Source organism: Ammoniphilus sp. YIM 78166 (assembly GCF_004522215.1).
In the GTDB taxonomy this organism is placed as follows: Bacteria; Bacillota; Bacilli; order Aneurinibacillales; family RAOX-1; genus YIM-78166.
The window spans coordinates 12,787-30,304 of record NZ_SDLR01000014.1 but is presented as its reverse complement, the minus strand read 5'-3'; the positions used below and the strand labels follow the sequence as shown (position 1 = coordinate 30,304).

Below are 17,518 nucleotides of genomic sequence, written 5' to 3'. Positions count from 1 at the left end.
CCACCCTTTTTGTTCGATCGATTATACAAGCTCCAAGTAAACCATTGGTGCGCCGTCTCCACGACGAGGACCAAGCTTAAGGATGCGAGTGTAGCCACCGTTACGCTCGTTGTAACGAGGAGCGATGTCATCGAATAATTTTTGGACAGCATTTTGTCCAGATTCAGCATTAGCTACTTCATTACGAACGAATGCTGCCACTTGACGACGAGCATGAAGATCTCCACGACGAGCCAATGTGATTAATTTTTCAGCGATAGAACGAACTTCTTTCGCCTTGGTTTCAGTAGTTTCAATACGCTCATTTATGATCAAATCCGTCACGAGGTCACGGAATAATGCTTTACGAGCGGAAGACCTACGGCCTAACTTAGAGTATGCCATTTAGATTCCCTCCCTTTTACTTGTGAACTAATCATCTTGTCGTAGGGAAAGACCAAGTTCGGCAAGCTTTTCTTGTACTTCCTCCAACGACTTACGTCCAAGATTGCGGACTTTCATCATGTCTTCTTCCGTTTTCATGGTCAGCTCTTGAACGCTGTTAATACCTGCCCGCTTCAAGCAGTTATAAGAACGAACAGAAAGATCGAGTTCTTCGATCGTCATCTCGAGAACTTTTTCCTTTTTATCCTCTTCTTTTTCCACCATGATTTCAGCGTCTTTTGCCTCGTCTGTCAACCCGATGAACAAGTTTAAGTGTTCATTCAAGATTTTCGCTCCAAGACTCACCGCTTCTTCAGGGCGGGTGCTGCCATCTGTCCAAACTTCAAGCGTTAATTTATCGTAGTTGGTCACCTGACCCACACGAGTATTTTCCACTTGATAGTTTACACGAGAAATAGGCGTATAGATCGAGTCGATAGCGATGACCCCGATTGGCTGATCTGAATCTTTATTCAGGTCAGCGGACACATAGCCGCGGCCGCGATTGGCCTTCAAGCGAATGTGCAAACGAGCATCATCTTCTAACGTAGCGATGTGTAGATCTGGATTCAAGATTTCCACGTCACTATCTGCACGAATATCCCCAGCTTTCACCTCGCCAATGCCTTCGGCATCGATCTCGAGGTACTTGATTTCATCAGAGTGAATCTTCAAGGAAAGCTGTTTGATATTAAGGATGATTTGAGTGGTATCTTCAACTACACCCTCAATCGTAGAGAACTCATGCAACACTCCATCAATTTGCACGCTTGTAACAGCGGCGCCTGGCAGAGAAGAAAGAAGAATCCGACGTAAGGAGTTACCTAACGTTGTTCCATAACCACGCTCTAGCGGTTCTACGACAAACTTCCCATAGGTCGCATTGTCATTTACTTCTACAACTTCTATCTTAGGCTTTTCTATTTCGATCATATCCAAACCCTCCTTCAAACGTCGAAAATTCCGGAAGCGAAGTCCGGGGACCTCAACAAGGCATGATCCAGAGACTGCCTCACAACCGGAATTCCCCTTTGGCGGTTACCAAAAGTGTATCGCAACCTTAAGTTTGTTACCCGTTCTCATGCATTTTATTTTGGTAAAATGCACTACTTGAATCCAGTATAAACCGAGAACGTATCTTTTAAACTTCTAACTTGCGAAAAAATCCGCCAGATTAGACACGACGACGTTTTGGTGGGCGGCAACCATTGTGTGGGATCGGAGTAACGTCTTTGATCATGTTAACTTCTAATCCAGCCGCTTGTAAAGAACGGATAGCAGCTTCACGACCAGCGCCAGGTCCTTTAACCGTAACTTCAACTGCCTTCATACCATGCTCCATAGCTACTCTTGCAGCTTGCTCAGCAGCCATTTGCGCAGCGAAAGGAGTGCTCTTACGGGAACCTTTGAAACCTAGTCCACCCGCGCTTGCCCAAGAAATCGTGTTACCATGAGGATCAGTAATAGTCACGATCGTATTGTTAAACGTAGAACGGATATGAGCTACGCCAGATTCAATATTCTTTCTGTCACGACGCTTGGTGCGAGTAACAACATTTTTTCTTTTCGCCATCTATTGAGTACCTCCTTTACTTCTTCTTATTCGCAACGGTACGACGAGGACCTTTACGAGTTCTAGCATTTGTTTTGGAACGTTGTCCGCGTACAGGCAATCCACGACGGTGGCGGATTCCACGGTAAGAACCGATTTCGATCAAACGCTTGATGTTAAGAGAGATTTCACGACGAAGATCCCCTTCTACTTTTACGTTCTTGTCGATGAATTCACGAAGCTTCGCCACTTCATCTTCTGTCAAGTCACGAACACGAGTGTTCTCGCTAATTCCAGCTGCTTCACGGATTTGCTTTGCAGTTGGGCGTCCGATACCGAAAATATATGTTAATGCGATTTCCACGCGCTTTTCACGTGGTAAGTCAACTCCCGCGATACGGGCCATACGTTGACACCTCCTTCAGTATTATCCTTGTCTTTGCTTATGCTTTGGGTTTTCACAAATAACCATTACTTTGCCTTTGCGACGAATGATCTTGCACTTTTCGCAAATAGGCTTAACGGATGGTCTTACCTTCACGTTGAATACCTCCTATATCGCCCCTGCTATTCGTTCGGGAGCAATTGTTGTGCCGCAAACGGCGCTCCTATTTGTAACGATACGTGATTCGACCTCTGGTTAAATCATAAGGAGAAAGTTCTACGGTCACCTTATCTCCTGGTAGAATACGGATGAAGTGCATACGGATCTTTCCGGATACGTGGGCTAGGATCTTATGTCCGTTTTCTAGTTCCACTCTAAACATCGCGTTAGGCAACGGTTCAATAACCGTACCTTCCACTTCGATTACGTCTTCTTTAGCCATAGAGCAGTCACTCTCCTTTGCTTTGTACTTCCAAATGTTGATCAAGAAACTTATTCAATGCATATCTCAACTTGCTGTTAGTTACTCTCCCTGTATCGAGAAGGCTTTGACGCACTTCCTGTGATACGTAATCCATGAATGTCAAGTGAAGGACATTTTTCTTTTTGGGTCGATCAAACTTTCGTTTGTCCCCATCCGCAACAAGGACAAACCGATCATCTAATTGTTTAATGATGAACGCAAATTTCTGCTCATCACGCCCCTTTAAGATTTGCACCACTTGACCGATACACGACGGCGTCTCGGCATCTTTCACCATGGATCACCCTTAGGGCTTTGTCAAAATCTCATAGCCATCGTCCGTAATAGCAATGGTATGTTCATAGTGAGCGCACAAGGAGTTATCAACAGTTACGACTGTCCAATTATCTTCTAATGTGCGAACATATCGTTCACCTGCATTTACCATAGGCTCTATGGCAAGCACCATACCCGGCTTTAATCTAGGACCTCTACCTGGGGGGCCATAGTTCGGGATCTGGGGATCTTCATGAAGGTTACGTCCAATACCATGCCCCACGTACTCTCTTACGATGGATAAGCCTTGAGCTTCCACATACGCTTGAATGGCATGAGAGATATCTGACAATCTGGCACCTGGAACAGCTTGTTCTAGACCCTTATACAACGATTGTTCGGTTACATCCATTAGCTTCTTTGCTTCGTCCGTAATCGAACCGATCGCATAAGTCCATGCAGAGTCTCCATGAAATCCTTTATACTCCGCCCCAATATCGATCGAGATAATATCTCCATCTTGCAGGACACGAGGACCCGGAATTCCATGAACGAGTTCTTGATTCACGGAAGCACATATGCTGCCTGAGAATCCGCCATAGCCTTTAAAAGAAGGAGTGGCACCTAAACTCCGAATAAATTGATCAGCCAATTCATCCAACTCTAGCGTTGAAATCCCTGGTCGAATCGATTTGGAGAGCTCTTGATGCGTAAGCGCAACGATTCGTCCCGCTTCACGCATAATCTCAAGCTCCGACTTTGACTTGCAAATGATCATTATGCTTGACCTCGCAATAGGTTTGCAATATCTTCGAACACCTTACCGATATCCTGCTGGCCATCGATATTTCTTAATAAGCCTTTTTCGCTGTAATAAGAAAGTAATGGAGCAGACTGTTCAATGTTAACATCTAGACGAGTAGCCACTGTCTTCTCATTATCATCTTCACGCTGGTAAAGCTCTCCGCCACACTTATCACATTCGCCTTCTTTTTGAGTTGGGTTGAATATGACGTGATACGAAGCTCCGCAATCACGGCAGATACGGCGTCCCGTTAAACGGGCCATCAATTCGCTGCGATCCACTTCGATGTTGATTACATGGTCAATTTTCTTTGTCAAATCACCAAGCGTCTCATCAAGCGCTACCGCTTGAGCCACCGTTCTTGGGAATCCATCCAAAAGAAAACCCGCGTTACAATCATCTTTACCCAAACGTTCCTTAACAATACCGATCACCACGTGATCTGGAACCAATAGTCCCTGATCCATATAAGACTTGGCTTCCAGACCCATAGGTGTTTGCTCTTTCACTGCCGCTCGAAACATATCTCCTGTGGAGATGTGAGGAACGTTAAATTCCTTCACAATATATTCCGCTTGTGTCCCTTTTCCTGCTCCTGGTAGTCCCATCAAGATAATGTTCATGACTTCCTTCTCCTCCGCTCCGTTTGGTAAACCTCTCTCTACTTAATAAAGCCTTGGTAATGACGCTTTATCAGTTGACTTTCAATTTGCTTCATCGTATCTAATACTACACCAATTACGATCAACAGGGAAGTTCCCCCGATTTGAACTTGCTGCGGAAGGTTGCTCATCGCTGTAAAGAATACCGGAAGAACCGATATCGCAGCTAAGAAAATGGCTCCCGCCAATGTAAGGCGATTCAGCGTACGAGTAATAAATTGAACGGTTGTTTTACCTGGACGGATACCTGGGATATAGCCTCCGTTTTTCTTCATGTTGTCGGCCATCTGCATCGGGTTAATCTGCACGAAGGTATAGAAGAACGTAAAGCCGATGATCAACAACACATAGAGAACCATTCCAAGGGGAGCTCGGTAGTCAAAATTCGTGATGATCCATTGAGCAATCTCATTACCAGCCCAGAAGTTAGCAATGGTAGGTGGAAACACAATGAGTGAAATCGCAAAGATGACAGGCATTACTCCTGCTGCATTAACTTTTAACGGAATGTGGGTGGATTGACCACCGTACATTTGGCGTCCGACAACACGCTTCGCGTATTGAACAGGAATCTTACGGATCCCTTGCTGAACGAAGATAACTCCCACAATGATCGCGATAAGAACCAGTAAAATAACGAGCAGTTTTAGAATGTGAAGGAATATGGCATCTCCCGCATTAAAGAATTCAGCCGCATAGATGGCTCGAACTCCATCCGGGATACCGGCAATGATACCGGCTGTGATGATAATGGAAATCCCATTACCGATTCCATACTCCGTAATTTGTTCCCCTACCCACATGAGAAAAGCAGTTCCTGCCGTTAATGTAATCGCGATGAGTAGATAGGTCGTCACACTAGGATCAACGACTAGCCCCGGATAGAGATTATTAAATCCGAAAGATAAGCCAATCGCTTGGATAAACCCTAGAATAATCGTCCCATATCTAGTCAGTTGCGCGATTTTTCGGCGCCCTGCTTCTCCTTCTTTTGCCCATTCTGTAAACTTGGGCACAACATCCATTGATAGTAACTGCATGATAATTGAGGCCGTAATGTAAGGCATAATCCCCATCGCAAAGATAGAGAAATTCTGTAACGCACCACCGGAGAATGTGTTGAGGAAGCCGAAGATGTTATTTTGCTCTCCAAAGGCTTCCAACAATGTCACATTAATGTTCGGTACCGGCACGTGTGCTCCAATTCTAAAGACGACGAGCATCAAGAGGGTGAAAATCACCTTCCGACGCAAGTCGCCAATCTTGAATATGTTGGAGAGGGTGCCAAACATTAGATCACCTCAGTTTTACCGCCAGCAGCTTCGATCTTTTCAACGGCAGATTGAGAGAATTTGTTGGCCTTCACTGTTAAAGCGACTGTTAGTTCTCCGTTGCCAAGAATCTTTACTCCATCTTTCAGGCTGCTTACAACACCAGTTTCTAATAGCAACTCAGGAGTAACTTCTGTGTTAGCCTCGAAACGATTTAATCTGTCAAGGTTCACTTCCGCATATTCTACGCGGTTAGGATTCGTAAATCCACGCTTAGGCAAACGACGATATAGTGGGTTTTGTCCACCTTCAAATCCTGGACGTACTCCACCACCGGAGCGAGCCTTTTGACCTTTGTGACCGCGTCCTGCTGTCTTACCCCAACCGGAGCTAGTTCCACGTCCCACGCGTTTACGCTCTTTACGAGATCCTTCAGCTGGTTTCAATTCGTGTAGCTTCATGATCGCACCTCCTCTTACTTACATTAAACTATATTTTACGCTTCTTGAACTTCTACTAAATGCTTCACTTTTTCAACCATTCCGCGGATCGAAGCATTATCTTCTTTCTCCACAGTTTGGTGAAGCTTGCGAAGACCCAATGCTTCAACGGTCGCTTTTTGATCTTGCGGACGGCCGATCAAGCTTCTCTTGAGGGTGATCTTCAATGTAGCCATGTCTGATATCCCTCCTATTTCAACAATTCAGCTACAGTTTTTCCACGAAGCTTAGCCACTTGCTCTGCAGTCTTCAGACGGCTAAGTCCTTCTAGTGTAGCGTTAACCATGTTGATTGGATTGTTTGTTCCCAAAGACTTACTTAATACGTCACCTACACCAGCCAACTCAAGAACCGCACGAACCGGTCCTCCAGCGATAATTCCTGTACCAGGTGCAGCAGGCTTCATTAATACGTTACCCGCTCCGAAGCGTCCAGAAATTTGGTGTGGAAGTGTTGTTCCTCTTAAAGGAACCTTAATTAAGTTTTTCTTAGCATCATCAATAGCCTTGCGAATCGCGTCCGGAACCTCAGAGGCTTTACCCATACCAGCGCCTACATGTCCGTTCTTATCGCCAACAACTACAAGTGCGCTAAAGCTGAAACGACGTCCACCTTTAACTACTTTAGCAACGCGGTTAATGGCTACAACTTTCTCTTCTAGCTCAAGACCGCTAGCGTCAATACGCATATATTTCCCTCCTCTTTATAAGAGATCTAGTCACAAGCGTGACTAGGTGTATTAGAACTTCAATCCTGCTTCGCGAGCTGCTTCAGCAAGAGCTTTTACACGTCCATGATAAAGGTATCCTCCGCGGTCAAATACCACTTCAGTAACTCCTTTGTCAGCTGCTCTCTTTGCAACTAGCTCTCCAACTTTCTGTGCAGCATCTACGTTTCCGCCGTGGTTCACAGCATCCTTCAATTCAGGATCCATAGTAGACGCAGCAGCCAAGGTTGCCCCGCTTGCATCATCAATTACTTGTGCATAGATGTGCTTCGCAGAACGGAATACGTTCAAACGAGGACGGACAGCTGTACCCTGAAGCTTATTGCGAACACGATAGTGTCTTTTCTTTCTGACCTTGTTCTTGTCAGGTTTCGCAATCATCTTGGTCGCTCCTTTCTTCGGCTAACTAGCCTTATTTCTTCTTACCAGTTTTACCTTCTTTACGGCGTACACGTTCGCCTTCATAACGAATTCCTTTACCTTTATAAGGCTCAGGTTCACGTACAGAACGAATTTCCGCAGCTACTTGACCTACGCGCTCCTTGTCGATCCCTTTAACAACGATTTTCGTTGGAGCCGTTAGATCGAATTCAATTCCTTCTTCAGGAGTGATTTCAACTGGATGGGACTTACCTACGCTTAGTGTAAGCTTGTTACCCGCTTTAGCAGCACGGTATCCAACCCCAACCATTTCAAGGTTTTTCGTAAAGCCGTTTGTTACACCTTCCACCATGTTAGCAATTACACTGCGAGTCGTTCCGTGTAATGCGCGGTGTACTTTATTATCAGAAGGTCTTGTTACGTTCAATTCATTTCCTTCGATAGTGATCGCAAGGTCTTGATTGAACTGGCGTGCTAGCTGCCCTTTAGGACCTTTTACAGTTACAAAGTTATTGTCAACAGTAACTTGCACCCCTTCAGGGATCGTTACTGGTTTCTTACCAACACGAGACATCGTTACACCTCCATTCTTGTTCTCGATGTACTACCAAACGTAAGCTAGAACTTCTCCGCCAGCTTGAGCAGCGCGAGCTTGCTTATCTGTAAGAATTCCGCTGGACGTAGATAGGATCGCGATACCAAGTCCGCCTAATACGCGAGGAACTTCATCCTTCTTCGCATAAACACGTAGTCCTGGTTTGCTGATTCTCTTTAATCCGCTGATTACGAACTCGTTGTCCGCACCATACTTTAGGAAAATTCGGATGATACCTTGTTTGCTATCATCGATAAATTCTACATCACGCACGAACCCTTCCTCTTTAAGGATTCTTGCGATTTCCTTCTTCAAGTTTGAAGCAGGAACCTCTACTTTTTCGTGACGGGCCATATTCGCATTACGAATGCGAGTAAGCATATCTGCAATTGGATCTGTCATCGTCATGTTTTAAAACCTCCTTCCCATACCCGGGGTTTACCAACTAGCTTTTTTCACTCCAGGAAGTTGGCCTTTGTAAGCCAATTCGCGGAAGCAGATACGGCAAAGTTGAAATTTACGCAATACAGAGTGAGGACGACCGCAACGTTCGCAGCGTGTATATGCACGCACTTTGAACTTCGGTTCCCGCTGTTGCTTGATTACCATAGCTTTTTTTGCCACTGTTTTCCCTCCTCATTTGAGATAATGGGATTTTATTTTCTGAAAGGCATGCCTAATTGAGTCAATAGTTCACGTGCTTCTTCATCGGAGTTTGCAGTTGTTACAAACACGATGTCCATACCACGGATTTTATCTACTTTATCGTACTCGATCTCAGGGAAGATCAACTGTTCCTTAAGACCAAGAGTGTAGTTTCCACGACCATCGAAAGCTTTATCAGAGATCCCACGGAAGTCACGAACACGTGGAAGGGATACGTTGAAAAGCTTATCCATGAAGTGGTACATACGCTCACCACGAAGAGTTACTTTTGTACCGATTGGCATTCCTTCACGAAGTCGGAAACCAGCGATAGACTTCTTCGCACGAGTGATAACCGGCTTTTGACCAGTGATCGCCGTTAGGTCAGCTACAGCTCCGTCCAACGCTTTCGCGTTTGCTACAGCTTCACCAACACCCATGTTGATGACGATTTTTTCTACTTTAGGAACCTGCATAATGGAAGAGTATCCGAATTTAGATACTAACGCAGGAGTGATTTTGTCTCTGTACAAATCATTTAATCTAGCTGCCATATACTTGGCCCTCCTTTCTCACCTGACTACTTATCAAGAACTTCGCCAGATTTTTTCGCGTAACGTACTTTATTACCATTTTCTAAAACCTTAGAACCAATACGTGTAGGTTCTCCTGTCTTAGGATCAGCTACCATTACGTTGGAAGCGTGGATAGAAGCTTCTTGTGTTACGATTCCGCCTTGAGGATTGTTAGGGTTTGGCTTGGTATGTTTCTTCACCATGTTGATCCCTTCAACCAATACACGATTTTCCTTAGGGAACGCAGCTAATACCGTTCCTTTTTTACCTTTATCTTTACCTGTGATCACAACAACTGTGTCACCTTTTTTAACGTGTAGCTTTTTTTGAGACATAGGGCACCTCCTTGTCATACGAGATGTGGTATTTCAAATCTATAGAACCTCTGGAGCCAAAGAAACGATCTTCATGAAGTCTTTTTCACGAAGTTCACGAGCAACTGGTCCGAAGATACGAGTTCCACGTGGGGATTTGTCATCTTTTACGATAACCACTGCGTTCTCATCGAACTTGATGTAAGAACCATCTACACGACGAGCACCGGTCTTAGAGCGTACGATAACCGCCTTTACAACATCACCCTTCTTGACAACGCCACCGGGTGTTGCGGATTTTACAGAGCATACGATAATATCACCAATGTTTGCAGTCTTGCGACCAGTTCCGCCAAGAACCTTGATACACATTAATTCCTTAGCACCAGAATTGTCAGCAGCTTTCAAACGAGTTTGAGTTTGAATCATCTTTGAATTCCCTCCTTTCGGATCTTTCGTTCATCCGAACAAGATTAAATAATAACGGCTTTCTCAACAACCTCAACCAAACGGAATCGCTTATCCTTAGATAGCGGGCGAGTTTCCATGATCAAGACCTTATCGCCGATTTGTGCAGAATTGGTTTCATCATGTGCCTTGTACTTCTTAGAGTACTTAACACGCTTCCCGTATAGAGGATGCTTCTTGTAGGTTTCTACCAACACTACGATGGTTTTATCCATCTTATCGCTAACGACTCTGCCTACGAGTGACTTTCTGTTATTACGTTCCACTGTGCAAACCTCCTCTCTTTAATCGATTATCCGATTCCCAATTCGCGTTCACGCAGGATAGTTTTCGCTTTCGCGATATCTTTGCGTACTTTTTGGATGCTAGATGGGTTTTCTAATTGGCCAGTAGCCAATTGGAAGCGGAGGTTGAAAAGCTCTTCTTTTAAAGAAGCGACCTTTTGTTCGATTTCAGCAGTGGTAAGATTACGATATTCTTTAGCTTTCATTTGCTTCACCACCCACTTCTTCGCGTTTTACAAACTTACATTTAACTGGAAGTTTGTGCATAGCCAAACGCATAGCTTCACGTGCTGTTTCTTCTGGTACTCCAGCCAATTCGAAAAGAACTTTTCCTGGCTTCACGATGGATACCCATTGCTCTGGAGAACCCTTACCGCTACCCATACGAACCTCTAAAGGCTTCTTCGTCACAGGCTTATCAGGGAAGATTTTGATCCAAACCTTACCACCACGCTTGATATAACGAGTCATCGCAATACGCGCTGCTTCGATTTGACGATTGGTGATACGGGAAGTTTCAAGAGCTTGCAAGCCGTATTCTCCGAACACTACGGTTGTACCACCTTTAGCTTTCCCGGAAAAATTCCCTTTAAATTGTTTACGATGTTTTACTCGCTTAGGGACTAACATAATTATTGCGCTCCTTCCTCAGCGTTTTTCTTCGCCTTAGTAGGAAGAACTTCACCGCGGTAGATCCAAACCTTCACTCCGATACGACCATACGTAGTGTGCGCTTCTGCAGTTCCGTAATCGATATCCGCACGAAGCGTGTGAAGAGGAACAGTTCCTTCGCTATAGCCTTCAGAACGCGCGATGTCTGCTCCGCCAAGACGTCCGCTTACCATAGTCTTGATACCCTTTGCACCTGCACGCATAGTTCTTTGAAGAGCTTGCTTCTGTGCACGACGGAAAGAGATACGGTTTTCTAATTGACGAGCGATATTTTCAGCAACAAGCGTTGCGTTCATATCTGCACTCTTGATTTCAGTGATGTTGATGTGGACACGTTTTCCGGTCATTTCGGCTAACTTCTTGCGTAGAGATTCTACTTCGGAACCACCTTTACCAATTACCATACCAGGCTTGGCAGTGTGGATGTTCACGTTCAAACGGTTTGCTGCACGCTCGATTTCGATGCTTGCAACTGAAGCATCCTTCAAGCGGGTCTTCAAGTAGTCACGAACTTTAATGTCTTCATGTAAAAGGGTTGCGTATTCTTTATCATTCGCATACCACTTGGACTCCCAGTCCTTAATTACTCCAATACGGAGTCCCGTTGGGCTGACTTTTTGACCCATCCTTTATCCCTCCTTATTTCTCAGATACTACCACAGTGATATGGCTGGTACGCTTGTTGATGCGGCTTGCACGTCCCATTGCACGAGGGCGGAAACGCTTCAAGGTAGCACCTTCATCTACGAACACCTTAGAAATCACTAGGTTGTTTGGTTCCATTTCATAATTGTGTTCAGCGTTTGCGATAGCAGACTTCAAAACCTTCTCAACTACAGGTGAAGCTGCCTTAGGAGTGTGAGCTAAAATCGCCAAAGCTTCTCCAACTTGTTTTCCTCTGATCAAATCTACCACTAGGCGGACCTTACGAGGAGCGATGCGCACTTGTCTTGCAATAGCTTTCGCTTCCATGACTGAACCTCCTCTCTAACTAATCAAAAATATATTAGCGTCTTTTCGTTTTCTTCTCGTCGTAATCGTGACCCTTGTAAGTGCGAGTTGGTGCGAATTCACCTAACTTGTGACCTACCATATCTTCAGATACATATACAGGCACATGTTTACGTCCATCGTATACTGCAAAAGTGTGACCTACGAAATCTGGGAAGATAGTAGAACGGCGAGACCAAGTCTTAATAACTTTCTTATCTCCCTTAGCGTTCTGCTCTTCAACCTTCTTCATCAAATGATCGTCAACAAAAGGCCCTTTTTTTAAGCTGCGTCCCATGAGAGAACCTCCCTTCGCGACATACGTACGGCCCTCACGAACCGTACCCATATCACATTATTTTTTACGTCTACGAACGATATACTTTGTAGATTCTTTCTTATTGTTGCGAGTCTTCGCTCCAAGTGTCGGCTTGCCCCAAGGAGACATAGGAGACTTGCGTCCGATTGGCGCACGACCCTCACCACCACCGTGTGGGTGATCTACTGGGTTCATTACAGATCCACGAACCGTTGGTCTCTTACCTAACCAACGAGAGCGACCTGCTTTACCAACATTGATCAATTCGTGATCTTGGTTACCTACTTGACCTACAGTCGCGCGGCACTCTTGACGAACCTTACGGATTTCACCCGATGTTAAACGGATGATCGCATATTCTCCATCACGACCAAGCAACTGAGCAGAAGCTCCAGCAGAACGAACCATTTGTCCGCCTTTTCCTGGCTTTAACTCGATGTTGTGAATCGTTGTACCCACAGGGATGTTTGCAAGTGGAAGTGCGTTACCTACTTTGATGTCTGCTTCAGACCCAGATTCGATAACATCTCCAACCTTCAACCCTTGAGGAGCGATGATATAACGCTTTTCTCCGTCCGCATAGTTAATTAACGCGATGTTGGATGTGCGGTTCGGATCATACTCGATTGTAGCAACTTTACCAGGAATTCCATCCTTAGTACGTTTGAAATCGATGATACGGTATTGACGCTTGTGTCCGCCACCTTGATGACGTACAGTCAACTTACCTTGGTTATTGCGTCCTGCTTTCTTATGAAGAGGAGCAAGAAGAGATTTTTCCGGTTGATTGGTTGTGATCTCTTCAAAAGTAGAAACTGTCATTTGACGACGACCAGGTGAGGTCGGTTTGTACTTTTTGATACCCATTTCGTTTCCCTCCTTCTTTTAAAAATGTGAGGCTTATACGCCTTCGAAGAATTCTAAAGCCTTGCTGTCTTCGGAAAGCTTCACGATCGCTTTCTTCCAGTCCTTGCGCTTACCGACATAACGTCCCATGCGTTTCGGCTTACCTTTAACATTTATTGTATTCACAGATTCAACTTTCACATCGAAAATCTTTTCGATCGCTAGTTTGATTTCTGTTTTGTTTGTTTTAGGAGCAACTTCAAACACGTAAGTGTTGAATGCCATCATATCAGTTGTGCGTTCAGTGATGATTGGGCGCAGGATAACATCGCGTACGTCTTTCATTATCCGAGCACCTCCTCTACTTTAGCTACCGCATCTTTAGTGATAACTAGTTTGTCATAGCCTAGTACATCAAGAACATTGATGCCATCAGCTGTTACGAATTTTACTCCAGGGATGTTACGAGCAGATTTCGCTACTGCATCGGTAAATTCTCCTGTTACTACTAGAGCCTTACGGTCTACATTCAAGCCTTTAAGAACTTGAATCATATCTTTTGTCTTTGGTGCATCGAATCCCAATCCTTCAAGAACTAGGATCTCGTTAGCTTGAACCTTAGAAGAAAGAGCAGACTTGATCGCAAGACGGCGAACTTTCTTAGGAAGCTTGTATGCATAGCTGCGAGGAGTTGGTCCGAAAACGATTCCTCCACCTACCCATTGCGGAGAACGGATGCTACCTTGACGAGCGCGTCCAGTTCCTTTTTGTTTCCAAGGCTTACGTCCGCCACCACGTACTTCAGAGCGACCTTTTGTGTCGTGAGTACCTTGGCGTTGAGAAGCTTGTTGCATAACTACTGCATCATGAAGCACAGATCGGTTTGGTTCAATTCCGAATACGGAATCTGCCAATTCAATTTCCCCAACTTGCGCTCCTGTTTGGTTATATAGAGCTACTTTAGGCATAGCGAATCCTCCTTTCCTAATTACTTACCGCTTTTTACTGTAGACTTCACTACAACATATCCGTTGTTTGGTCCAGGAATCGCACCCTTGATCAAAAGCAAGTTGCGTTCTGTATCAACCTTAACAACTTCAAGGTTTTGAACTGTTACTTTATCCGTACCCATACGTCCAGGTAATTTCATTCCCTTAAATACGCGGTTCGCCGCGATGGAACCTAGGGAACCTGGTCCGCGGTGATATCTGGAACCGTGAGCCATAGGTCCGCGAGAATGTCCGTGGCGCTTGATTGCACCGGCAAACCCTTTACCTTTGGAAGTTCCTGTTACATCAACCTTTTCTCCTTCGGCAAAGACGTCAGCTTTAACTTCTTGACCGACTTCAAAACCTTCCATGCCACGGAATTCACGAACGATACGCTTAGGAGTAGTGTTAGCCTTCTTCGCGTGACCTTGCTCAGGTTTGTTCGCACGTGTTTCTTTCTTATCATCAAAACCTAACTGGATGGACTCGTATCCGTCCACGTCGTTTGTCTTCTTTTGAAGAACAACGTTAGGACCAGCTTCTACTACAGTTACCGGAATAACTTCCCCAGTAGGAGCGAAAATTTGAGTCATACCAACTTTCTTACCTAAGATTCCTTTAGACATGTTTGCCACCTCCTGATTCTAAGAATTCATTTCTTATTTGTTATATTAACAATTGCTTTAAGTTCATCTTAAAGTTTGATTTCGATATCTACGCCAGATGGAAGATCCAAACGCATTAACGCATCCACAGTTTGTGGAGTTGGGTTAACGATATCGATCAAACGCTTGTGAGTACGCATCTCGAATTGCTCACGAGAATCTTTGTACTTGTGTACTGCACGAAGGATTGTGTAGATTTGCTTCTCTGTAGGAAGAGGAATCGGTCCAGACACCTCTGCACCGGAACGTTTAGCAGTATCAACAATCTTTTCTGCGGACTGATCAAGCACTCTGTGATCATAAGCCTTTAAACGAATACGAATCTTTTGCTTTGCCATTGAAGTCCCTCCTTTTCGCCCATTTTAATAAATGAACAATTCTCCGTGGAAATTTAACCTGATCTCACCCGTCAAACCCTATGGCGAGTGGCTTGGTGGCTTGTTACCATGACAATGCCGCCGGGTGTGTCAGCAACCTCCCACATCATCGCGTCCATTGACCAACATTCAACATTATATTAAAAAGCCCAGCTCATTGCAAGCTTTTTTTTAATGTATTTTTGTCGGTGAGTTTTCAGTTGTTTTGTTCAGAAATAACTTCTTACAAAACCTCTAACATAGTAACTAATTCTGAGCGATATTGCAACCCCTAAACAAGAAAAAACCTTCACTTGGAAGGTTTTCACGTTTGGAGGCTTTATTTGGGCGCAATCGTTTTGATCCAAATCCGTTCGTTTTCTACTCGTTTCGTCAGCCCCTGATCGTCTAGAGACTCTAGGAACGGAATGAGATATTTACGGGATACGTTCAGGATATCCTTGACCTGCGGCGTACTGAATGGCGTCCCTTGCGGCAGCTCTTGCTGCAAGTTGTTTACCATCTCCCAGTAGGTCGGAGCATCTACGATAAAGTCCGGGCCCATGGATACGAAGCTCTCCTGTTCTATTAAGTAGGCTTTCACATCATTCGTTTGGTTGGGCTTGATGCCAGCTTTCTGTGCGAGGTCAGCATAGGTGCTGACGGCCAGTCCTTCTTTTCTCAGGGTAGCGATGATTTTCTCAACGGTGGCTTTGAGCGGTGCTGGAAGTTCTGGCTTGTGGCTTCTCATCTTCATCGTTTCATCTGTTTCTTCTATTATATTCTTACTTTTCAGCCAACCGATGTATTCGCGCCACAGCTTATCTGTCAGATGAGGGAACAGCTTGCTTCTCATCTCGGACTTCTTCATCCCTACCCGCATCGGTTGATCCTTGTGATATTTCATTAAGGTTACTTTGAGCTTATCCGTCCACTCTTTTAAAGTATCGGCCAGGATTACATATTCATTGAATTGCTCGAGTTGGTTCGCTTCCTGGTATCGTTGGAGAAGCTCCTTTAGTCGATCCATCCCAAAGGCCAACTGGAAGTCAATCTCTTCGATCGTGGCAAATCCGTTTTCGGAGAGCACGTACTGGAGCATCTCCCATTCGTCGCCGCCCTTGAGAAGGTTCAGGAGTTCGACAGTCTTTTCGCCGAATTTGCGCTTTACTCCGTAAGGGGAAAGAACTTGTCCGCCACCGATGGTGGTTGTGGGAGACAGACGTCTGACGATAAAGGGGTCCCCTGGCTTCGCAATGATTTCTTCTTCTAATTGAAGTTGGCAAAGCACCTCATCCCCTGGGTCTAATTCATTGCGGTCAAAGAAGATGATTTTGGCCATGAGCTCGCTTGTTCCAATATGTAGTCTTACTCTGGTTCTCTGCTTAAGCTTAAAGTCATGGTGAGCAAGCATCTGAAAACGAATATCCAGACGATCCGTCTTACGGAAGTAATCCGGTGCTGTTAATGCGAATCCGCGCTCCATCACCTTAAAGTCAATCCCACCTAGGTTGAGGGCAGCACGCTGGCCAGCATAGGCGGTAGTTACTGTGTGATGGTGAACGTTGAGCTGGCGTATCTTGACCCGTTCACCCAGCGGATACACTTCAACGATATCCCCTTCCGACACTTGTCCCTCATAAATCGTACCGGTCACCACCGCTCCCGCTCCTTTAATCGTGAACACCCGATCAATGGGCATGCGGAAAGGTTCAGCTGTCTCTCGCTCGGGGATGGTGGAGAGGTTGGCTTCTATCGTCTGGAGGAGTTCTGGTATGCCCTCTCCTGTATGGGAGCTGACTGGTAGGATGGGGGCACCTTCCAGGAAGCTTCCCTCTACCCACTCGCGCACTTCTTCTGTGACCATCTCCAACCACTCGGTCTCCACCAGATCCTTTTTGGTTAACGCTACGATCCCTCGCTCGATTCCTAAAAAGCGGATGATATCAAAGTGCTCTCTCGTCTGAGGCATGACTCCTTCATCTGCAGCGATAACGAGAATTACGAGATCGATCCCAGCAGCCCCTGCAATCATTTGACGGATAAAGCGCTCATGTCCAGGTACATCCACCACCCCGACTTGCATCCCGGATGGTAATTGCAGTGGAGCAAAGCCGAGCTCGATGGAAACGCCCCGTTCCTTTTCTTCTTTTAGACGGTCTGTATCTACGTTGGTGAGTTTTTTTGTGAGTGTCGTCTTCCCATGGTCAATATGACCGGCAATCCCTATGGTAAAATGGTTCTCCATGAATGATTGATTCCTTTCCTTCTATATAAAGATAAATGGATATGTAAGCGCATGTATTCATTATAGACGAAATGGGATGAATTTTCACTTAGGGGATGGGTTGGGGG

The 17,518-nt window shown here is 45.2% G+C and carries 32 protein-coding genes; all 32 read right to left on the bottom strand.

Annotation, left to right across the window (positions count from 1 at the left end):
• Positions 1 to 21: 21 nt before the first annotated feature.
• Positions 22 to 384, bottom strand: coding sequence for a 50S ribosomal protein L17 (rplQ, locus tag EIZ58_RS30660; protein ID WP_134704795.1), 363 nt, complete (start codon positions 382 to 384; stop codon positions 22 to 24).
• 27 nt (positions 385 to 411) lie between these two features.
• Complete coding sequence (locus EIZ58_RS30655) at positions 412 to 1,356, bottom strand: DNA-directed RNA polymerase subunit alpha (RefSeq protein ID WP_134704793.1); 945 nt, start codon at positions 1,354 to 1,356, stop codon at positions 412 to 414.
• A gap of 241 nt (positions 1,357 to 1,597) precedes the next feature.
• The gene (rpsK, locus tag EIZ58_RS30650) at positions 1,598 to 1,996 is read right to left on the bottom strand and encodes a 30S ribosomal protein S11 (RefSeq protein ID WP_134704792.1); all 399 of its coding nucleotides are present in this window, start codon (positions 1,994 to 1,996) and stop codon (positions 1,598 to 1,600) included.
• A gap of 16 nt (positions 1,997 to 2,012) precedes the next feature.
• Positions 2,013 to 2,381: a 30S ribosomal protein S13 gene (gene rpsM / locus EIZ58_RS30645; RefSeq protein WP_134704791.1), complete on the bottom strand. Its 369-nt coding sequence runs from the start codon at positions 2,379 to 2,381 to the stop codon at positions 2,013 to 2,015.
• A gap of 21 nt (positions 2,382 to 2,402) precedes the next feature.
• A complete protein-coding gene (gene rpmJ / locus EIZ58_RS30640; protein ID WP_057900126.1) occupies positions 2,403 to 2,516 on the bottom strand; it encodes a 50S ribosomal protein L36 in 114 nt (37 codons plus the stop codon).
• Between the two features lie 67 nt (positions 2,517 to 2,583).
• Positions 2,584 to 2,802: a translation initiation factor IF-1 gene (gene infA, locus EIZ58_RS30635; protein WP_010896341.1), complete on the bottom strand. Its 219-nt coding sequence runs from the start codon at positions 2,800 to 2,802 to the stop codon at positions 2,584 to 2,586.
• Positions 2,803 to 2,809: 7 nt separating this feature from the next.
• Positions 2,810 to 3,121, bottom strand: a complete 312-nt coding sequence (locus tag EIZ58_RS30630) for a KOW domain-containing RNA-binding protein (RefSeq protein ID WP_134704790.1) — start codon at positions 3,119 to 3,121, stop codon at positions 2,810 to 2,812.
• Positions 3,122 to 3,130: 9 nt separating this feature from the next.
• Positions 3,131 to 3,877, bottom strand: coding sequence for a type I methionyl aminopeptidase (gene map / locus EIZ58_RS30625; protein ID WP_134704789.1), 747 nt, complete (start codon positions 3,875 to 3,877; stop codon positions 3,131 to 3,133).
• On the bottom strand, positions 3,877 to 4,527 hold the full coding sequence (locus EIZ58_RS30620) for an adenylate kinase (protein ID WP_134704788.1): 651 nt from the start codon (positions 4,525 to 4,527) through the stop codon (positions 3,877 to 3,879). The genes map and EIZ58_RS30620 overlap by 1 nt, the downstream gene beginning before the upstream one ends.
• Positions 4,528 to 4,565: 38 nt before the next feature.
• Positions 4,566 to 5,858 carry a preprotein translocase subunit SecY gene (gene secY / locus EIZ58_RS30615; RefSeq protein WP_134704787.1) on the bottom strand — a complete coding sequence of 431 codons (1,293 nt, stop codon included), beginning with the start codon at positions 5,856 to 5,858 and terminating at the stop codon, positions 4,566 to 4,568.
• Entirely contained in the window at positions 5,858 to 6,298 is a 441-nt protein-coding gene (gene rplO / locus EIZ58_RS30610; protein WP_134704786.1) for a 50S ribosomal protein L15, read from the bottom strand. Before rplO ends, secY begins: the two co-directional genes overlap by 1 nt.
• Before the next feature lie 35 nt (positions 6,299 to 6,333).
• Entirely contained in the window at positions 6,334 to 6,513 is a 180-nt protein-coding gene (gene rpmD / locus EIZ58_RS30605) for a 50S ribosomal protein L30 (protein ID WP_134704785.1), read from the bottom strand.
• A 14-nt stretch (positions 6,514 to 6,527) separates the two neighbouring features.
• On the bottom strand, positions 6,528 to 7,025 hold the full coding sequence (rpsE, locus tag EIZ58_RS30600; protein WP_134704784.1) for a 30S ribosomal protein S5: 498 nt from the start codon (positions 7,023 to 7,025) through the stop codon (positions 6,528 to 6,530).
• Between the two features lie 51 nt (positions 7,026 to 7,076).
• Entirely contained in the window at positions 7,077 to 7,445 is a 369-nt protein-coding gene (gene rplR / locus EIZ58_RS30595) for a 50S ribosomal protein L18 (protein ID WP_134704783.1), read from the bottom strand.
• 31 nt (positions 7,446 to 7,476) lie between these two features.
• On the bottom strand, positions 7,477 to 8,019 hold the full coding sequence (gene rplF / locus EIZ58_RS30590; protein ID WP_134704782.1) for a 50S ribosomal protein L6: 543 nt from the start codon (positions 8,017 to 8,019) through the stop codon (positions 7,477 to 7,479).
• A 30-nt stretch (positions 8,020 to 8,049) separates the two neighbouring features.
• A complete protein-coding gene (gene rpsH / locus EIZ58_RS30585) occupies positions 8,050 to 8,448 on the bottom strand; it encodes a 30S ribosomal protein S8 (protein ID WP_134704781.1) in 399 nt (132 codons plus the stop codon).
• Positions 8,449 to 8,478: 30 nt separating this feature from the next.
• Complete coding sequence (locus EIZ58_RS30580) at positions 8,479 to 8,664, bottom strand: type Z 30S ribosomal protein S14 (protein ID WP_134704780.1); 186 nt, start codon at positions 8,662 to 8,664, stop codon at positions 8,479 to 8,481.
• Between the two features lie 32 nt (positions 8,665 to 8,696).
• A complete protein-coding gene (rplE, locus tag EIZ58_RS30575; protein ID WP_134704779.1) occupies positions 8,697 to 9,239 on the bottom strand; it encodes a 50S ribosomal protein L5 in 543 nt (180 codons plus the stop codon).
• 26 nt (positions 9,240 to 9,265) lie between these two features.
• A complete protein-coding gene (rplX, locus tag EIZ58_RS30570) occupies positions 9,266 to 9,595 on the bottom strand; it encodes a 50S ribosomal protein L24 (protein ID WP_134704778.1) in 330 nt (109 codons plus the stop codon).
• Between the two features lie 39 nt (positions 9,596 to 9,634).
• Positions 9,635 to 10,003: a 50S ribosomal protein L14 gene (gene rplN / locus EIZ58_RS30565; protein WP_134704777.1), complete on the bottom strand. Its 369-nt coding sequence runs from the start codon at positions 10,001 to 10,003 to the stop codon at positions 9,635 to 9,637.
• Positions 10,004 to 10,047: 44 nt separating this feature from the next.
• Entirely contained in the window at positions 10,048 to 10,308 is a 261-nt protein-coding gene (gene rpsQ, locus EIZ58_RS30560; protein WP_134704776.1) for a 30S ribosomal protein S17, read from the bottom strand.
• A gap of 26 nt (positions 10,309 to 10,334) precedes the next feature.
• A complete protein-coding gene (gene rpmC / locus EIZ58_RS30555; RefSeq protein ID WP_134704775.1) occupies positions 10,335 to 10,532 on the bottom strand; it encodes a 50S ribosomal protein L29 in 198 nt (65 codons plus the stop codon).
• Positions 10,522 to 10,956 (bottom strand): 50S ribosomal protein L16, encoded by a 435-nt coding sequence (gene rplP, locus EIZ58_RS30550; protein WP_134704774.1) that lies wholly within the window; start codon positions 10,954 to 10,956, stop codon positions 10,522 to 10,524. The genes rpmC and rplP overlap by 11 nt, the downstream gene beginning before the upstream one ends.
• Before the next feature lie 2 nt (positions 10,957 to 10,958).
• Entirely contained in the window at positions 10,959 to 11,624 is a 666-nt protein-coding gene (gene rpsC / locus EIZ58_RS30545) for a 30S ribosomal protein S3 (RefSeq protein ID WP_134704773.1), read from the bottom strand.
• A gap of 13 nt (positions 11,625 to 11,637) precedes the next feature.
• A complete protein-coding gene (gene rplV / locus EIZ58_RS30540; RefSeq protein WP_134704772.1) occupies positions 11,638 to 11,970 on the bottom strand; it encodes a 50S ribosomal protein L22 in 333 nt (110 codons plus the stop codon).
• A 34-nt stretch (positions 11,971 to 12,004) separates the two neighbouring features.
• Positions 12,005 to 12,286, bottom strand: coding sequence for a 30S ribosomal protein S19 (rpsS, locus tag EIZ58_RS30535; protein WP_134704771.1), 282 nt, complete (start codon positions 12,284 to 12,286; stop codon positions 12,005 to 12,007).
• A gap of 57 nt (positions 12,287 to 12,343) precedes the next feature.
• On the bottom strand, positions 12,344 to 13,174 hold the full coding sequence (gene rplB / locus EIZ58_RS30530) for a 50S ribosomal protein L2 (RefSeq protein ID WP_134704770.1): 831 nt from the start codon (positions 13,172 to 13,174) through the stop codon (positions 12,344 to 12,346).
• A 33-nt stretch (positions 13,175 to 13,207) separates the two neighbouring features.
• Positions 13,208 to 13,498 (bottom strand): 50S ribosomal protein L23, encoded by a 291-nt coding sequence (rplW, locus tag EIZ58_RS30525; protein WP_134704769.1) that lies wholly within the window; start codon positions 13,496 to 13,498, stop codon positions 13,208 to 13,210.
• Entirely contained in the window at positions 13,498 to 14,121 is a 624-nt protein-coding gene (rplD, locus tag EIZ58_RS30520) for a 50S ribosomal protein L4 (protein WP_134704768.1), read from the bottom strand. Before rplD ends, rplW begins: the two co-directional genes overlap by 1 nt.
• A gap of 20 nt (positions 14,122 to 14,141) precedes the next feature.
• The gene (rplC, locus tag EIZ58_RS30515) at positions 14,142 to 14,768 is read right to left on the bottom strand and encodes a 50S ribosomal protein L3 (RefSeq protein ID WP_134704767.1); all 627 of its coding nucleotides are present in this window, start codon (positions 14,766 to 14,768) and stop codon (positions 14,142 to 14,144) included.
• A 68-nt stretch (positions 14,769 to 14,836) separates the two neighbouring features.
• A complete protein-coding gene (gene rpsJ / locus EIZ58_RS30510; protein ID WP_134704766.1) occupies positions 14,837 to 15,145 on the bottom strand; it encodes a 30S ribosomal protein S10 in 309 nt (102 codons plus the stop codon).
• Positions 15,146 to 15,503: 358 nt separating this feature from the next.
• Positions 15,504 to 17,411: a selenocysteine-specific translation elongation factor gene (gene selB / locus EIZ58_RS30500; RefSeq protein WP_134704765.1), complete on the bottom strand. Its 1,908-nt coding sequence runs from the start codon at positions 17,409 to 17,411 to the stop codon at positions 15,504 to 15,506.
• Between the last annotated feature and the right edge of the window lie 107 nt (positions 17,412 to 17,518).